This window comes from Streptomyces sp. JLYT201 (genome assembly GCF_059448825.1).
Map to the genome: position 1 here is coordinate 4,697,981 of NZ_CM182551.1, position 14,612 is coordinate 4,712,592.

The following is a 14,612-nucleotide window of genomic DNA, read 5'->3' on the forward strand; positions in this document are numbered from 1 at the left end:
ACCGGGCGCTCGGACGCGCGACGGACGGGACGGACTAGATGAACGAGTTGATCTCGATCGTCTCGTCGCGGCCCGGGCCCACGCCGATCGCGGAGATCGGGGCGCCGGACATCTCCTCCAGGGCCTTCACGTAGGCCTGCGCGTTCTTCGGCAGGTCGGCGAAGGTCTTGGCCTTGGTGATGTCCTCGGACCAGCCCGGCAGCGTCTCGTAGATCGGCTTCGCGTGGTGGAAGTCCGTCTGGCTGTACGGGAGCTCCTCGACGCGCTTGCCGTCGATCTCGTACGCCACGCAGACCGGGATCTGCTCCCAGCCGGTGAGGACGTCGAGCTTGGTGAGGAAGAAGTCCGTCAGGCCGTTCACCCGGGTCGCGTAGCGGGCGATCGGGGCGTCGAACCAGCCGCAGCGGCGGTCGCGGCCGGTCGTGACGCCGCGCTCGCCGCCGATGGTGCGCAGCGCCTCGCCGTCCGCGTCGAACAGCTCCGTCGGGAACGGGCCCGCGCCGACGCGCGTGGTGTACGCCTTCAGGATGCCGATGACGCGGCTGATCTTCGTCGGGCCGACGCCGGTGCCCGTGCAGGCACCGCCCGCGGTCGGGTTCGACGAGGTCACGAAGGGGTACGTGCCGTGGTCCACGTCCAGGAGCGTGCCCTGGCCGCCCTCGAACAGGACGACCTTGTCGTCGTCGAGCGCGTTGTTGAGGATCAGCGTGGTGTCGGCCACGTAACTCTTGATGTTCTCGCCGTGCTCCAGGAGCTGCTCGACGATCTGCTCCGCCTCGATGGCCCGGCGGTTGAACACCTTGGTGAGCAGCTGGTTCTTCTGCTCCAGGGCCGCTTCGACCTTCTGCTTCAGGATCGACTCGTCGTAGAGGTCCTGGACGCGGATGCCGGTGCGGTTGATCTTGTCGGCGTAGGTCGGGCCGATGCCGCGGCCGGTCGTGCCGATCTTCCGCTTGCCGAGGAAGCGCTCGCCGACCTTGTCCACCGTCACGTTGTACGGCGTGATGATGTGCGCGTTTCCGCTGATCAGCAGCTTCGACGTGTCGACGCCGCGCTCGTTCAGACCGCTCAGCTCGGAGAGCAGGACCGACGGGTCGACGACGACGCCGTTACCGATGACCGGTACGCAGTCCGGCGAGAGGATTCCGGAAGGGAGGAGGTGCAGCGCGTACTTCTGGTCGCCTACGACGACCGTGTGGCCGGCGTTGTTGCCGCCCTGGTAGCGCACTACATAGTCCACGGATCCACCGAGCAGGTCGGTGGCCTTTCCCTTGCCTTCGTCACCCCACTGAGCACCGAGCAGCACGAGTGCGGGCACAGGCGTACACCCCTTCCGGGCGGGGCATGTCCAAGGTCAGGGGCCACGGCTCGATGCCGTCGCCACCGGTGTGGGTGTGCCTTGGTCGCCCCGGAATAGACGAAGCCCCTGGCGCAATAGCGCAAGGGGCTCTTGCACAAAGATGCTACCCGAGGACTAAAGAAAGGGCGCACGTGTCGGCTCGCGACCAGCGCGATGACCTCATCGTGATCATCGACCCGGTCGCCCGGCGCACGGACGGCGAGTCCGTACGCATCGCCAAGGACGTGCTTGGCGCGGGCGCGGAGCTCAAGCTCTGTCTGCCCGAAGGCCCCGAGGAATTCGCCCGCGCCCTGGCCAGGCGGGGGACGCGGCGCCCGGTCGTGGTCGGCGACGACGCGGCCCTGCGGCGGGCCGTCGCCGTCCTGCACCGGGAGCGGGCGCTCGGCGCGACCGATCTGGCGGTCGTGCCCGTCGCGGGCGGCGCCACCGGGGTGCGGCTCGCCCGTGCCCTCGGCGTGCCCGCGGGAGCGGTCGCCGCGGCGCGCACCGTGCTCGACGGGGTGCCCCGGCGGCTCGACCTGCTCGTCGACGACCGCGACGAGGTCGTCCTCGGGGACGTGCGCATCCCGTCCCTGGGCGCGGGCCTCGCCGGGGAGCCAGGACCCGAGCGGCACGGACACCCCTGGCTGCGGACCTGCCAGTCCCTCGTCCGCACCCTGGGCGCCCGGCCCGCGGCGGGCCGGGCCGGGCCGTCGCGGCTGCGGGTGGAGGCCGACGGGGTGACCCTCGTCGACCTCGACCAGCCCGTCGAGGGCGTGTCCGTGACGCCGGGCGGCGGGGGCCTCGCCCGGGTGGAGGTGCGGCCGTCGTCCGTCGGGGCCGGGATGGCTCCGGTGGGGGCGCGGGCCCGCTCCGTGACGGTCTCGGGCCCCGACTTCCGCTACCGCGCGGACGGGACGACGGCCGGGCCCGTCCGCACCCGCACCTGGACCGCCCGCCCCCAGGCCTGGGGCCTCACCCTGCCCGCCGAGCCGCCCCGCTAGACCTGGACGAGCAGCTCCTGAAGGCCCCGGATCACGAAGTTCGGCTTGCGCCGCGGCTCGGCGGCGAGGCGCAGTCCCGGCGCGCGGCGCAGCAGGGCCCGCAGCGACGCGGCGAGCTCGACGCGCGCGAGGGGCGCCCCGATGCAGTAGTGGATGCCCGCGCTGAAGGAGATGTGCGGGTTGGCGTCGCGGGGGCGGGCGAGGTCGAGCGTGTCGGGGTCGCGGAAGGCGGCCGGGTCCCGGTTCGCCGAGCCGAAGAGCAGCGCCACCTCGCTGCCCCGGGGGATCACCGTGCCGCCGACCTCGATGTCGTCGAGCACCCACCGCTCGAAGAGCTGGAGCGGGGTGTCGTGGCGCAGCAGCTCCTCCACGGCCGTGGGCAGCAGCCGCTCCGGCTCCGCGCGCAGGGCGGCGAGCTGCCCGGGGTGGCGGAACAGCGCGTGCCAGCCGTTCACGGTGGCGTTGACGGTCGCCTCGTGCCCGGCGTTCAGGAGCAGCACGCAGGTGGAGACCAGCTCCTGTTCGCTGAGCCGGTCGCCCTGCTCGTGGGCGGCGATGAGGTCGGTGAGCAGGTCGTCACCGGGCCGCGCCCGCCGCCGCGCGATCAGCTCCCGCAGATACGCGGAGAACTCCAGGGACGCGCGCACGGCCCGGGCGGCGACCGCCTCGTCCGGGTTCAGCTCGTACATCCCGCAGATGTCCGCCGACCAGGGGCGCAGCGGCTGCCGGTCGCCCTCAGGGATGCCGAGCAGCTCGGCGATCACCGCGACGGGCAGCGGCTCCGCGACCCGTGCGAGCAGGTCGCCGCCGCCGTCCGCGACGAGGCCGCGCACCAGGTCGTCCGCGAGGCCCTCGACGTACGGGCGCAGGCGCTCCACCGTCCGAGGCGTGAACGCCTTGGCGACCAGGCGCCGGATGCGGGTGTGCGCGGGTGCCTCCAGGTCGAGCATCCCGTGGTCGTTGAGGACGTGGAACGGCTCGTGCGCGGCCGGGGGCGCCGTGCGCCCGAACTCCTCGTGCCCGAACCGGTGCAGATACGTGCGGCCGAGCCGCCGGTCGCGCAGCAGCGCGGCGACGTCCGCGTGGTGCGGGATCAGGTACTGGTCGCTCGGCCCGTAGTAGTGCACCCGTCCCCGCGCGCGCAGCTCCGCGTAGGCGGGGTAGGGATCGGCGAGGAAGGCGCCCGACGAGGGCGCGAAGACACCGGTGACGTCCGCCAGTTCAGCCATGTGCGGATGCTAAGGGAGCGCCCCGAAGGGGCGCGGGGCCATACCGATTGCGGCTCCGCCGCGTGGGCGCGACCAGCCACGGCGGACCCGCAGATTCAGCATCGCACTTCCCGCGGAGCGCCCGCGCTCACCCGGGTGTGACCAGCCTCGCCTCGTAGGCGAACACCGCGGCCTGGGTGCGGTCCCGCAGGCCCAGCTTCACAAGGATCCGGCTGACGTGGGTCTTGATGGTGGACTCGGCGACGACGAGCCGCGCGGCGATCTCCAGGTTGGAGAGCCCCTGCGCGATGAGCACGAGCACCTCCGTCTCGCGCTCGGTCAGCTCCCCGTACTGGGCCTGCGCCTGCGCGGTCCCCGCGGGCAGCGGCCGGTCCGCGAGCCGGGAGAACTCCGTGATGAGGCGGCGCGTCACGCTCGGCGCGAGCAGGGCCTCGCCGGCGGCGACGACCCGGACGCCGTCCGCGAGCTGCCGCGCCGAGGCGTCCTTGAGCAGGAAGCCCGACGCGCCCGCGCGCAGCGCCTGGTACACGTACTCGTCGAGGTCGAAGGTGGTCAGGACGAGGACCCTGGTGGCGCTGGAGTCGGCGGCGACGATCTCGCGGGTGGCGTCGATGCCGTTCAGCTCGGGCATGCGGATGTCCATGAGCACCACGTCGGGGGCGAGTTCGCGCACCCGCTGCACGGCCTCGCGGCCGTTGACGGCCTCGCCGACGACCTCGATGCCGGGCATCGCGTTGAGCAGCACGGAGAAGCCCTCGCGGACCATCATCTGGTCGTCCGCGATCAGCACGCGGATGGTCTCGCCGCTCACGCGGCCTCCCCCTCGGCCGCGCCCGGTGCCGCCGCCACCGGGACGGGCAGGAACACCGTGACCTCGTACCCGCCGTCGGCCGTCGGCCCGGCCGTCATCTCCCCGTCCAGCATCCCGACGCGCTCCCGCATACCGGTGATCCCGTGCCCGGCGCCCATCGAAAGGGGCGGGCGAAGCCCTCGTTGAGGGGCGGTGGCCGGGTGACGGGCGGGCGGCTTCACGAGCCCCGTCGCGGGGCCGTTCACGATCCGCAGGCCGAGTCCGCCGAGCACGTAGCCGATCTCCACCCGGGCCGTCGCCCCGGGCGCGTGCCGCAGGCTGTTGCTGAGCGCCTCCTGCACGATCCGGTACGCGGACAGCTCGACGCCCTGCGGCAGCTCGCGCACGCCGCCGGTCACGGCCTTCTCTACGGTCAGGCCGGTCTCCCGGACGTTGTCGATGAGCCGGTCGAGATCGGCGAGCGTCGGCTGCGGGGCGTCGGGCGCCTCGTAGTCCTCCGCCCGTACGACGCCGAGCACGCGGCGCAGCTCGGTCAGCGCGACCACCGCGTTCTCGCGGATCGTCGCGAAGGCCTGCGCCAGCTCCGGCGGCGGGTTCTCCACCCGGTAGGGGGCCGCCTCCGCCTGGATGGCGACGACCGACATGTGGTGGGCCACGACGTCGTGCAGCTCGCGGGCGATGTTCGTGCGCTCCTCCAGGAGCGTGCGCCGGTCCCGCTCGACGGCGGTCACGGTGCGCTCGGCGACGACCTCGCGGCGGGCGTCCCGGTTCGCCGACACCAGTGTCACGATGGCGACCACGACGCCGCTGAGCGCCAGCATGTCCAGGGAGTTCGAGTTCCAGGCGACGGTCGCGTCGACGAACATCGAGTACAGGGCGGTCAGGGCCCACATCCACGCCGCCGTGCGGGGCCTGGTCCGCGCCGCGACCACCGCCATCACCACGGTGTGCCCGACGATCGAGCCGGGCGGCCACGGGGCCCAGCCGCCGCCGCTCAGGAGCATCATCAGCGGGGTCATCCCCAGCGAGCACCACCAGGCGAGCACCGGCCGCACCAGCGTGAGCAGCACCGCTCCCGCGGGCAGGAACCCGGTCAGCGCCCAGGCGAACTCCCCGTTCGTGTCCCAGCCGCCGAAGCCGCCCGCGTAGGCGACGAACAGGGTCAGCAGCGCGAACGCCACCACCACGCCGTGCGGCAGGTACTCCTCGGCCCGCGCCGCCCGCCCCGGCAGCCGCGCGGCACCCCGGCGCAGCGGCCGCAGCGGCCGGTACGCGAACACGTCCTGGAACAGGTCGCCGCGCAGGCCCTGGAGGGCGTTCTGCGCGAGGTGGAACTCTGGGCTGCGTGTCTTCTCGGTCACGTCTAAGACGGTACGGGGGCCGTGACCCCCCGGACGTCCCCTCTGGGACGGGTTCCCAGGGGTCCGTCGCAAGTACTACGCGGCCGCCGCGCGGCCCCCCTCGGACCCCCTTTTCGGCCCCTTTCGCCCCCCCTCGGCTCAGAACGCGAGCTGGGCGATCTCCTCCGCGACCACCGCGCACGCGTCGGCCGCCGGGTCGATCAGGGGGAAGTGGCCGACGTCCTCCAGGAGCGTCAGACCGACCACCTCGCCCGCCTTCGCGGCGGCGTCGGCGTAGGCCTCGGCGACCGCCTGCGGGACGACGATGTCGGTGCGGCCCTGGACGACGGTCGTGGCGATGCCGGTGGGCAGGAGCGCGGCGGGGTCGGCGTGGGCCAGGCGCTGCGCGAAGCGGGCCTCGGCCGCCGGATCCGCCGGGCCCTCGGCGTCCAGGAGCTGGCGCACGGCGCCGGAGCAGACGCCCAGCTCGTCCGCCACGCGGAAGTCCGCGATGGGCGCGAGCGCGACGACGCCCCGCAGCGGCGCGGGCCGGGCCGTGCGCCACGGCGAGCCCTCCGGCAGGACGTGCCGGGCCGCGGCCCACAGGGCGAGGTGGCCGCCCGCCGAGTGGCCGGTCACCACGGTCCGGCGCGGGTCGGCGACGGGCAGCGCCGTGCGGGCGAGCGCGGGCAGCGCGTCCAGGGCGGCGGCCACGTCGTCGAAGGTCTCCGGCCAGCGCCCGGCCACGGGCCCGGCGGCGCCGCCCTGCGCGGGGATCGGCCCGGCCGCGCCGCCCCTGCGGTACTCGACGTTGGCCACGGCGAAGCCCCGCCGGGCCAGGAAGTCCGCGAACGGCGTGATGTGCAGGCGGTCGTAGGGGGCCCGCCACGCCCCGCCGTGCAGGACGACGACGAGCGGGGCCGGGCCCGCGCCGCCGCCGCGCGGCGCGTAGAAGTCCACGATCTGGTCCGGGTGCGGACCGTAGGCGGCGGTGGCGTCCGGCCGCACCTCGGGGTGCGCGAAGGCGGACTGTTCCTCGGCGGCGTCACGCGCCACGGCGGCGTCGTCCGGCATGCGGTGGCCTCCCGGTTCGGCGGAGTGCGGAACCGCCGGGCGCCGGTGACAACTGACCGGCGCCCGGCGGGCGTTCGTACGACAGTCGGACCAGGTGCCCCGGAAGGGCATGATCCAGATTCGCCGGACGTTATCAGGTGTCCCGGCCGCCCCCGGGCCCCGGTACCCCGTCACCTCCGAGGATGCCGCCGAGGACCCGCGCGGCCCGCTCCGCGTCCGCGAACGACACGTACAGCGGGGTGAAGCCGAAGCGCAGCACGTCCGGCGCGCGGAAGTCGCCGACCACGCCCGCCGCGACGAGCTTCGGCATGACCTCCCGCGCGTCCGGGCAGCGCAGCGCGATCTGGCTGCCGCGCTCCGCGTGCGCGGCCGGGGTGATGGACTCGGCCCGCCCCCGGGGCACGTACGCCCCGACGCACTCCAGGAAGAAGTCCGTGAGCGCCAGGGACTTGGCCCGTACGTCGTCGAGCGAGACGCCGTCCCAGACGTCGAGGGCCGCCTCCAGGGCGAGCAGCGACAGGATGTCCGGCGTGCCGACGCGGCCGCGCACCACACCAGCGGCGGGTTCGTAGTCGGACCGCATGCCGAAGGGGTCGGCGTGCGAGTTCCAGCCGGGCAGCGGCGAGTCGAAGCGGGCCTGGAGGTCACGGCGTACGTAGAGGTACGAGGGCGAACCCGGGCCGCCGTTCAGGTACTTGTACGTGCAGCCGACCGCGAGGTCCACGCCGTGCTCGTCCAGGCCGACGGGCAGCGCGCCCGCCGTGTGGCACAGGTCCCACACCGCGCGGGCGCCCGCCGCGTGCACGGCCGCCGTGAGCCCCGGCAGGTCGTGCAGGCGGCCCGACCGGTAGTCGGCGTGGTTGAGCAGCACCGCGGCCGTGCGCGGGCCGAGCAGGCCGGGCACGTCGGCCGGGGCGGCCGGGACCACGCGGCAGCCGGTGAGGCGGGCCGCGGACTCGGCGACGTACCCGTCCGTCGGGAAGGTGGTGGCGTCGACGACGACCTCGTCGCGCGCGGGGCTGTCGGCCCGGGCCATGCGCACGGCCGCGACGACCGCCTTGAAGACGTTCACGCTGGTGGAGTCGGAGACGACCACCTGGCCCGGGGCGGCGCCGACGAGCGGGGCGATCCGCTCCCCGACCCGCTCGGGCGCGGTCCACCAGCCGCTCTCCTCCCAGGAGCGGATGCGCAGCTCGCCCCACTCGCGGGTGACGACGTCGGCGACCCGGTCGGCCACGTGCGCGGGCAGGGCGCCCAGGGAGTTCCCGTCCAGGTACACGCCGTCGTCGAGGACGAACTCCGCGCGCTTGGCGGCGAGCGGGTCCGCGGCGTCGAGGGCGGCGGCCCGCGCGCGCAGCTCCGCTTCCCTCGGCTCAGACATGGCTGCGCGCCGTCCACAGCTCGGGGAACACGTTCTTCGTGGCGCGCTTCTCCAGCCAGGCCACGCCCGCGGAGCCGCCGGTGCCGGTCTTGGAGCCCATGGACCTGCGGGTGGCCACCAGGTGGTCGTTGCGCCAGCGCCACACCAGCTCGGCGACGTCGGTCAGGGCCTCGCCGAGGCGGGCCAGGTCGGAGCTCTCGTCACCGGAGTAGAGCTCGGTCCACACGGCCTCGACGCGGGGCGACGGCTCGTACCTGGCCGTCACGTCGCGGTCGAGGACCTCGGCGGGGACGTCGTACCCGCGGTGCGCGAGCAGCCGGAGCACCTCGTCGTACAGGCTCGGCTCCTGGAGGGCCTTCTCCAGCTCCGCGTACACGCGCGGGGTGCCGCGGTGCGGGACCAGCATGGACGCGGACTTCTCGCCGAGCAGGAACTCCATGCGCCGGTACATCGCCGACTGGAAGCCCGAGCCCTCGCCGAGCGAGCCCCGGTAGGAGTTGAACTGGCCGGGGGTGAGCTGGCCGAGCGGCTTCCAGGAGGCGTTCAGGGCCTCCAGCTCGCGCACGGAGCGCTTCAGGGCGGCCACCGCGGTCGGCACGTCGTCGTCGCGCAGGGCGCGCGCGGCGGTCTCCCACTCGTGGACGATGACCGTGAACCACAGCTCCATCACCTGGGTCGTGACCAGGAAGACCATCTCGCCCGGGTCGTCGGAGCGCAGGTGCTGGAGGTGGGTGAGGACGTCCGCCTTCACGTAGTCCTCGTAAGGGGTGCTGCCGGCGAAGTCGAGGTTGGGGCTGTCGGGGCTCTCGGTGGGCGTTTCGCCGGACGTCTGCTGTATCTCGTTCATCTCGAGAGTCTCGCCTGCCGTGCTCGCCTCGTGGGACATCGCTGTCTCCTAGATGCGTGATCCGGGTAGCGGTCCGCCCCTGCCGTAGCGGCACGGGGGCCCCGGTCCCCACTCGCATCCTCCGCAACATCCCGCGAAACGGCAAGACCTGCCTGGTCACACCGGGTGGCCCAGGCAGGTCCGCGACGCCGGGGCCTAGCCCAGGGTGTCCGCGGCCGTCGCCGAGGAGTCCCGCAGGAACGTCGAGCAGCGCTCGTACTCCTCCTGCTCGCCGATCGCCTGCGCCGCGCGGGCCAGGCCGTGCAGCGCCCGCAGGAAGCCGCGGTTCGGCTCGTGCTCCCACGGCACCGGGCCGTGGCCCTTCCAGCCGGCCCTGCGCAGGGCGTCCAGGCCCCGGTGGTATCCGGTACGGGCGTACGCGTACGACTCGACGACGCGGCCCGCCTCGAACGCCTCGTCCGCGAGGCGCGCCCAGGCGAGGGAGGACGTCGGGTACTTGGCGGCGACGTCGGCGGCCGCCGTGCCGCCCGCGAGCAGCTCCCGGGGCTCCGGGTCGTCGGGCAGATGGGTCGGGGGCGGTCCCCCGAGCAGGTTCTCGTGAATGGCCATGGGCTCCAGTCTGCTCCATGCCCCCTCTCGCGGGTGCGCCCCGGCCCCTTTCCCCGCCCCCGGCGCCCGGCCCGCGCCGCCCGGCGCCGCCCTAGCGCGCGGCGGCCACCGCGCGCACCGCCCGCACCAGGGCCTCGGCCCCCGCCCGCGCCTTGCTCCGGGGGCACCCCACGTTGAGGCGCACGAAGCCCGGGGTGCCGTAGGTGGTGCCCGGCATCACGGCGACCCGCTCCTCGTGCACGAGGTGGTGCTGGAGGGCGTCGTCGGAGGTCTCGCCCAGGACGGGGCGGAGGTCGATCCAGGCCAGATAGCCCGCTTGCGGCGGCCGCCAGTCCAGGGCGGGGAAGGCCGCGTTCAGGGTGGCGGCCACCAGGCGCAGGTTGGCGTGGGTGTAGGCGCGCACGGCGTCCAGCCAGGCGCCGCCCCTGCGGTACGCGGCGACGTGCGCGGTCAGCGAGAGGACCGCGGGCGAGGCGAGGCCCTCGCCGGTGTCCATGCGGCGGACGAAGGCGGCGTGGTCGCCGGGGTCGCCGATGAGGCCGTAACTCCCGCTCAGCGCAGGGAAGTTGAAGGACTTCGTCGCGGAGGTGACGAGGGCCCAGCGGCCCCGCCCGTAGCGGGCCCAGGGGCGGTGGAGGTGTCCCTCGTGGGTGAGGTCGGCGTGGATCTCGTCGCTGATGACGGCGACGCCGTGCCGCTCGCACAGGCCGGCCACCGCGAGGAGCTCCGCCTCGGTCCACACCCGGCCGGTGGGGTTGTGCGGGGAACACAGGATGAGGACGCGGCTGTCGGGGCGCGCCAGCTCGGCGTCGAGGGCGGCGAACCCGGGGTCCTCAAGGGGCACGCCCCGCAGCTCGCGCCCGAGCCCGGTCACCGCCTTGCGGAAGCCGTCGTACGTCGGGGTGTGCACGACGACGCCCTCGCCCGGCTCCGTCCACATGCGCAGGAGCTGGGATATCTGGTTGAGCACGGACGGGGCGTACACGAGGGACGCCGGGTCGACGTCCGTGTCGTAGCGGCTCTTGAACCAGTCGTGGACCGCGCCGCGGAAGTCGTCGTTGCGCCAGTCGGTGTAGCCGAACACGCCGTGCGCGACGCGCTGTTGGAGGGCGTCGAGGACCTCGGGCGCGCTGCGGAAGTCCATGTCGGAGATGGTGAAGGGCAGCAGGTCCGGCACCGGGAACCGGTCCTTCACGCCGTCCCACTGCACGCACCAGGTGCCCCGCCGGTCCACGGGGATGTCGAAGTCGTACGCCACGGTCGGTTCCCTCCGGGTACGCCGACGGGCCCGGCACCCACGAGGAGTGCCGGGCCCGTCGAGCGGTGGACTACTTGAGCTTCGTGCCCGTGGAGCGCAGCGCGCCGCACGCCTCGGTCACGCGCTTGGCCATGGAGGCCTCGGCCAGCTTGCCCCAGGTGCGCGGGTCGTAGGTCTTCTTCGAACCGACCTCGCCGTCGACCTTCAGGACGCCGTCGTAGTTCTTGAACATGTGGTCCGCGACGGGACGCGTGAAGGCGTACTGGGTGTCGGTGTCGAGGTTCATCTTCACGACGCCGTTCTCCAGCGCCGTGGCGATCTCCTCGGCGGTGGAGCCGGAGCCGCCGTGGAACACGAAGTCGAAGGGGGACGTCTTGCCGTACTTGGAGGCGACACCCTCCTGGAGGTCCTTGAGGAGCTCGGGGCGCAGCACGACGTTGCCCGGCTTGTACACGCCGTGGACGTTGCCGAAGGACGCGGCGAGCAGGTAGCGGCCCTTCTCGCCCAGGCCGAGGGCCTCGGCGGTGCGCAGCGCGTCGTCGACGGTGGTGTACAGCTCGTCGTTGATCTCGTGGCTGACGCCGTCCTCCTCGCCGCCGGTCGGGGTGATCTCGACCTCAAGGATGATCTTCGCGGCAGCGGCCTTGGCGAGCAGCTCCTGGCCGATGGCCAGGTTGTCGGCGAGGGTCTCCGCGGAGCCGTCCCACATGTGGGACTGGAACAGCGGGTTCTCGCCGCGGGCGACGCGCTCGGCGGAGACGTCGATGAGCGGCCGGACGTAGGTGTCCAGCTTGTCCTTGGGGCAGTGGTCGGTGTGCAGCGCGACCGTGATGTCGTACTTCTTGGCGACGATGTGCGCGAACTCGGCGAGGGCCACCGCGCCCGTCACCATGTCCTTGCTGTGCTGCCCGCCCAGGAACTCAGCGCCACCGGTGGAAATCTGGATGATGCCGTCGCTCTCCGCCTCCGCGAAGCCACGCAGGGCGGCGTGCAGGGTCTGGGACGAGGTCACGTTGATGGCCGGGTAGGCGAACTTGCCTGCCTTCGCCCGGTCGAGCATCTCGTTGTAGACCTCGGGGGTTGCGATGGGCATGTGTCCGCTCCTTGTGATGTGCGGGGTGGATGCTGTGCTGCTTGGCCCTGACCTGGGTGTCTAGGGAACCCTGGGACGCCGGGGAACCCGGGGGCGGCGACGGCGATGTCGTCGCCCCCATCCTTCCAGACTTGCGGGACGTGCTCAGTCGAGCCCGAGCTCGTCCTTCGAGTACGCGAAGAGGTACGGGACCCCCGCGCCCTCGGTGATCTTCACGTCGGCGCCGGTGGCCCGGTCCACGATCGTGGCCACGCCCACGACCTCGGCGCCGGCCTCGCGCACGGCCTCCACGGCGGTCAGCGGGGAGCCGCCGGTGGTGGAGGTGTCCTCGACGACGAGGACGCGCCGCCCCTTGATGTCCGGGCCCTCGACGCGCCGCTGCAGGCCGTGCGCCTTGGCGGCCTTGCGCACCACGAAGGCGTCCAGGCGCCGGCCGCGCGCGGCGGCCGCGTGCAGCATCGACGCGGCGACCGGGTCGGCCCCCATCGTCAGGCCGCCCACGGCGTCGAACTCCAGCTCGCTCGTGAGGTCGAGCAGCACCTGCCCGACGAGCGGGGCGGCCTCCCCGTCCAGGGTGATGCGGCGCAGGTCGACGTAGTAGTCGGCCTCCAGGCCCGAGGAGAGGGTCACCTTGCCGTGCACGACGGCCTTGTCCTTGATCTGCCGCAGCAGGTCGCCGCGTACGTCGTTCGTCATGGCTACGAGCTTAAGGGCGCGGCCGGGCCTTCAGAGCCGCCGCCAGGTCCAGGTGGTCGAGGTCTCCAGCGGCTCCAGCGGGGTGACCAGGCGCGGCAGGGTGTTCAGGCCGTTGGGCGGCCCGCTCTGCGGCTCCACGCACACGGCGGCCTCCTGCTCGTCGTACACCACGACCCACTCCTCGCGGCTCGCCACGTTCAGCTCAAGATCGCCGGGCCAGGTCAGGGTGACGTCGACGCCGTCCGGCATCCCGAAGCAGTCGTCCCAGGGGCCCGGCAGCGGGTCGATCCGCTCGCCGGTGGGCAGGTGGTCCTCGCCGCGGCGCTCCTGCCAGGCCGCGTCGAAGGCGAGCCTGACGTCCTCGCCGCCCTCGGTGAGGCGCCGGTTGAACCACGGGTGCCAGCCCGCCTGCGCCGGGAAGGAGTCGTCGTACGTCTCCACGGACATCCGCAGCGTCAGCGCGCTCTCGGTCAGCTCGACGATCTGCGTGACCCGGCCGGAGTACGGCCACGGGTCCGCGAGGTCGTAGGTGAACACGGCCTCGCGGCCGCTGACCCGGGCGGTCTTCCACGCGGTGTCCCTGCCGGTGCCGTGGATGGCGTGCGGCGGGGAGTTGAGGGGGAGCTGATGGGGGCGCCCGCCGCTCAGGAAGCGGCCCTCCCTGGTCCGGCCGCACCACGGCACCATCGGGAAGCAGCCGTAGCGCTCCCCCTGCCGCAGCAGCTCGACGCCGTCCACCTTGAGGCTGCCGAGGCGGGCCCCGCTCCCCGGCCGCACCGAAACTTCCGCGTCACCCGCGGCCAACGTGATCTCTTCGCTGCTCACGCCCCGACCCTAGCCCCGGCCCTCGCGGGGCGCCCCACTGTGTCCATTAGCGCGCTCCGCGCGCGGGCGCCCCTTCCCGCTCCGGGGGCTGCCGCCCCCGTGCCCCCGCTTTTCGGCGCTTCGCGCCTCGTCCTCAAACGCCGGACGGGCTGGAACTGTCGCCGGTTGCGGCTGTGTTTCAGCCCCTCCGGCGTTTGAGGAGCGGGGGTCTGGGGGCGGAGCCCCCAGTTTCGGGAAGGGGCGGGCTTGGGGAACCCCCCGTTAGGGATCAGCGGCGCTTGCGCAGGGCCCTCGTCACCACGATCGCCGACGCGACGAGCACGGCCGCCGCGGGCGCGGCCCACCGCAGCGCGGCCCCGCCACCCAGCGCCTCCGGCGCGGGCACGGGCGCGTACCGCCCCCGGGGCGGCGCGTGGTCGACCTCCTCCGCACTGCGCCCGATCATCGTCCGCCGCGCGTGCGCGGCCTCGGGGCCGCTGCCCGCGTCATCGACGGAATCGATGTCGGAGAGCGGATCGAGCGCCGGCGGCGGCACCTCGGCGTCGAAGACGCGGGACGGCGCCGGGGCGGGCTCCGGGGCAGGGTCGGGGGCGGGGTCGGGCTCCGGGGCCGCCGCCGGGCCGGGCGCCGCGAGGCCTTCCGCGAAGCGCGCGAGGAGCCGCCGCACCGCGCCCTCCACAGCCTGTGGAGAACTCTTCACGGCCTCGGCGACCCGCCCGTCGGCGGACGCGCTGCCGCTGAAGGCGACCCGCGTGCCCCCCTCCGCGGCGGCCAGGCGCAGCACGAGGGAGAACGTTACGGCGCCACTGCCCCGGGCCTCGTGGGCCTCCCCGCTCACCGCGTACCCGCCGTCGCCGCGCGCGGCGACCCGCAGGCCGCCGCGGTAGGTGATCGTGTGGCCGCCGACGCGCACCTTGAGCCGCCCGGTGACGGGCGGCGCGTCAGGCCCTGGGTCGGCGTCCCGCTGCAGCCCGGGCACCGCGCGGGCGACCCGCTCGGGGTCGGCCAGTGCCTCGCGGAGCGGCTCTTCCGGAACCGGTACGAACACCTCATGCTCCATGACAGTTGAGCGTACCGACGCCGCCGCCGTGATGTACGCCACTTCG

The 14,612-nt window shown here is 73.8% G+C and carries 14 protein-coding genes; 1 reads left to right on the forward strand and 13 read right to left on the reverse strand.

Going from position 1 to position 14,612, the window contains the following annotated elements; all coding sequences use genetic code 11:
• Window positions 1–34: 34 nt before the first annotated feature.
• A complete protein-coding gene (locus tag AC5WAM_RS19250) occupies window positions 35–1,318 on the reverse strand; it encodes an adenylosuccinate synthase (RefSeq protein ID WP_366794292.1) in 1,284 nt (427 codons plus the stop codon).
• A 173-nt stretch (window positions 1,319–1,491) separates the two neighbouring features.
• Between AC5WAM_RS19250 and AC5WAM_RS19255 the strand changes: the two genes are divergently transcribed.
• A complete protein-coding gene (locus tag AC5WAM_RS19255) occupies window positions 1,492–2,343 on the forward strand; it encodes a diacylglycerol kinase family protein (protein WP_366794293.1) in 852 nt (283 codons plus the stop codon).
• Here the strand turns inward: AC5WAM_RS19255 and AC5WAM_RS19260 are convergent.
• The 12 genes from AC5WAM_RS19260 to AC5WAM_RS19315 all read right to left on the reverse strand — a co-directional run bounded on the left by AC5WAM_RS19260 (window position 2,340) and on the right by AC5WAM_RS19315 (window position 14,566).
• Entirely contained in the window at window positions 2,340–3,572 is a 1,233-nt protein-coding gene (locus AC5WAM_RS19260; protein ID WP_495523287.1) for a cytochrome P450, read from the reverse strand. The genes AC5WAM_RS19255 and AC5WAM_RS19260 overlap by 4 nt on opposite strands.
• A 127-nt stretch (window positions 3,573–3,699) precedes the next feature.
• A complete protein-coding gene (locus tag AC5WAM_RS19265; RefSeq protein ID WP_366794295.1) occupies window positions 3,700–4,383 on the reverse strand; it encodes a response regulator in 684 nt (227 codons plus the stop codon).
• Entirely contained in the window at window positions 4,380–5,744 is a 1,365-nt protein-coding gene (locus AC5WAM_RS19270; RefSeq protein ID WP_495523288.1) for a sensor histidine kinase, read from the reverse strand. The genes AC5WAM_RS19265 and AC5WAM_RS19270 overlap by 4 nt, the downstream gene beginning before the upstream one ends.
• Window positions 5,745–5,882: 138 nt before the next feature.
• Window positions 5,883–6,797 carry an alpha/beta hydrolase gene (locus AC5WAM_RS19275; protein WP_495523289.1) on the reverse strand — a complete coding sequence of 305 codons (915 nt, stop codon included), beginning with the start codon at window positions 6,795–6,797 and terminating at the stop codon, window positions 5,883–5,885.
• Between the two features lie 133 nt (window positions 6,798–6,930).
• The gene (gene kynU / locus AC5WAM_RS19280; protein ID WP_366794298.1) at window positions 6,931–8,178 is read right to left on the reverse strand and encodes a kynureninase; all 1,248 of its coding nucleotides are present in this window, start codon (window positions 8,176–8,178) and stop codon (window positions 6,931–6,933) included.
• Complete coding sequence (locus AC5WAM_RS19285) at window positions 8,171–9,025, reverse strand: tryptophan 2,3-dioxygenase family protein (protein WP_366794299.1); 855 nt, start codon at window positions 9,023–9,025, stop codon at window positions 8,171–8,173. The genes kynU and AC5WAM_RS19285 overlap by 8 nt, the downstream gene beginning before the upstream one ends.
• Window positions 9,026–9,220: 195 nt before the next feature.
• Window positions 9,221–9,634, reverse strand: a complete 414-nt coding sequence (locus AC5WAM_RS19290; RefSeq protein ID WP_144320093.1) for a DUF3151 domain-containing protein — start codon at window positions 9,632–9,634, stop codon at window positions 9,221–9,223.
• Window positions 9,635–9,725: 91 nt separating this feature from the next.
• Entirely contained in the window at window positions 9,726–10,892 is a 1,167-nt protein-coding gene (locus AC5WAM_RS19295) for a MalY/PatB family protein (RefSeq protein WP_495523290.1), read from the reverse strand.
• Between the two features lie 70 nt (window positions 10,893–10,962).
• Window positions 10,963–11,985: a class II fructose-bisphosphate aldolase gene (gene fbaA, locus AC5WAM_RS19300; protein WP_495523291.1), complete on the reverse strand. Its 1,023-nt coding sequence runs from the start codon at window positions 11,983–11,985 to the stop codon at window positions 10,963–10,965.
• Between the two features lie 144 nt (window positions 11,986–12,129).
• Complete coding sequence (gene pyrE / locus AC5WAM_RS19305) at window positions 12,130–12,681, reverse strand: orotate phosphoribosyltransferase (protein WP_030682693.1); 552 nt, start codon at window positions 12,679–12,681, stop codon at window positions 12,130–12,132.
• A gap of 30 nt (window positions 12,682–12,711) precedes the next feature.
• Window positions 12,712–13,506 (reverse strand): aldose epimerase family protein, encoded by a 795-nt coding sequence (locus AC5WAM_RS19310; RefSeq protein ID WP_366794302.1) that lies wholly within the window; start codon window positions 13,504–13,506, stop codon window positions 12,712–12,714.
• Between the two features lie 268 nt (window positions 13,507–13,774).
• Window positions 13,775–14,566, reverse strand: coding sequence for an SRPBCC domain-containing protein (locus tag AC5WAM_RS19315; RefSeq protein ID WP_366794303.1), 792 nt, complete (start codon window positions 14,564–14,566; stop codon window positions 13,775–13,777).
• Between the last annotated feature and the right edge of the window lie 46 nt (window positions 14,567–14,612).

What these genes read in the sequence shown, in the direction of transcription:
- AC5WAM_RS19285 (WP_366794299.1), bottom strand. Translation starts at nt 9,025, where the DNA reads ATGAACGAGATACAGCAGACGTCCGGCGAAACGCCCACCGAGAGCCCC.
- AC5WAM_RS19290 (WP_144320093.1), bottom strand. Translation starts at nt 9,634, where the DNA reads ATGGCCATTCACGAGAACCTGCTCGGGGGACCGCCCCCGACCCATCTG.
- kynU (WP_366794298.1), bottom strand. Translation starts at nt 8,178, where the DNA reads ATGTCTGAGCCGAGGGAAGCGGAGCTGCGCGCGCGGGCCGCCGCCCTC.
- AC5WAM_RS19275 (WP_495523289.1), bottom strand. Translation starts at nt 6,797, where the DNA reads ATGCCGGACGACGCCGCCGTGGCGCGTGACGCCGCCGAGGAACAGTCC.
- AC5WAM_RS19260 (WP_495523287.1), bottom strand. Translation starts at nt 3,572, where the DNA reads ATGGCTGAACTGGCGGACGTCACCGGTGTCTTCGCGCCCTCGTCGGGC.
- AC5WAM_RS19315 (WP_366794303.1), bottom strand. Translation starts at nt 14,566, where the DNA reads ATGGAGCATGAGGTGTTCGTACCGGTTCCGGAAGAGCCGCTCCGCGAG.
- pyrE (WP_030682693.1), bottom strand. Translation starts at nt 12,681, where the DNA reads ATGACGAACGACGTACGCGGCGACCTGCTGCGGCAGATCAAGGACAAG.
- fbaA (WP_495523291.1), bottom strand. Translation starts at nt 11,985, where the DNA reads ATGCCCATCGCAACCCCCGAGGTCTACAACGAGATGCTCGACCGGGCG.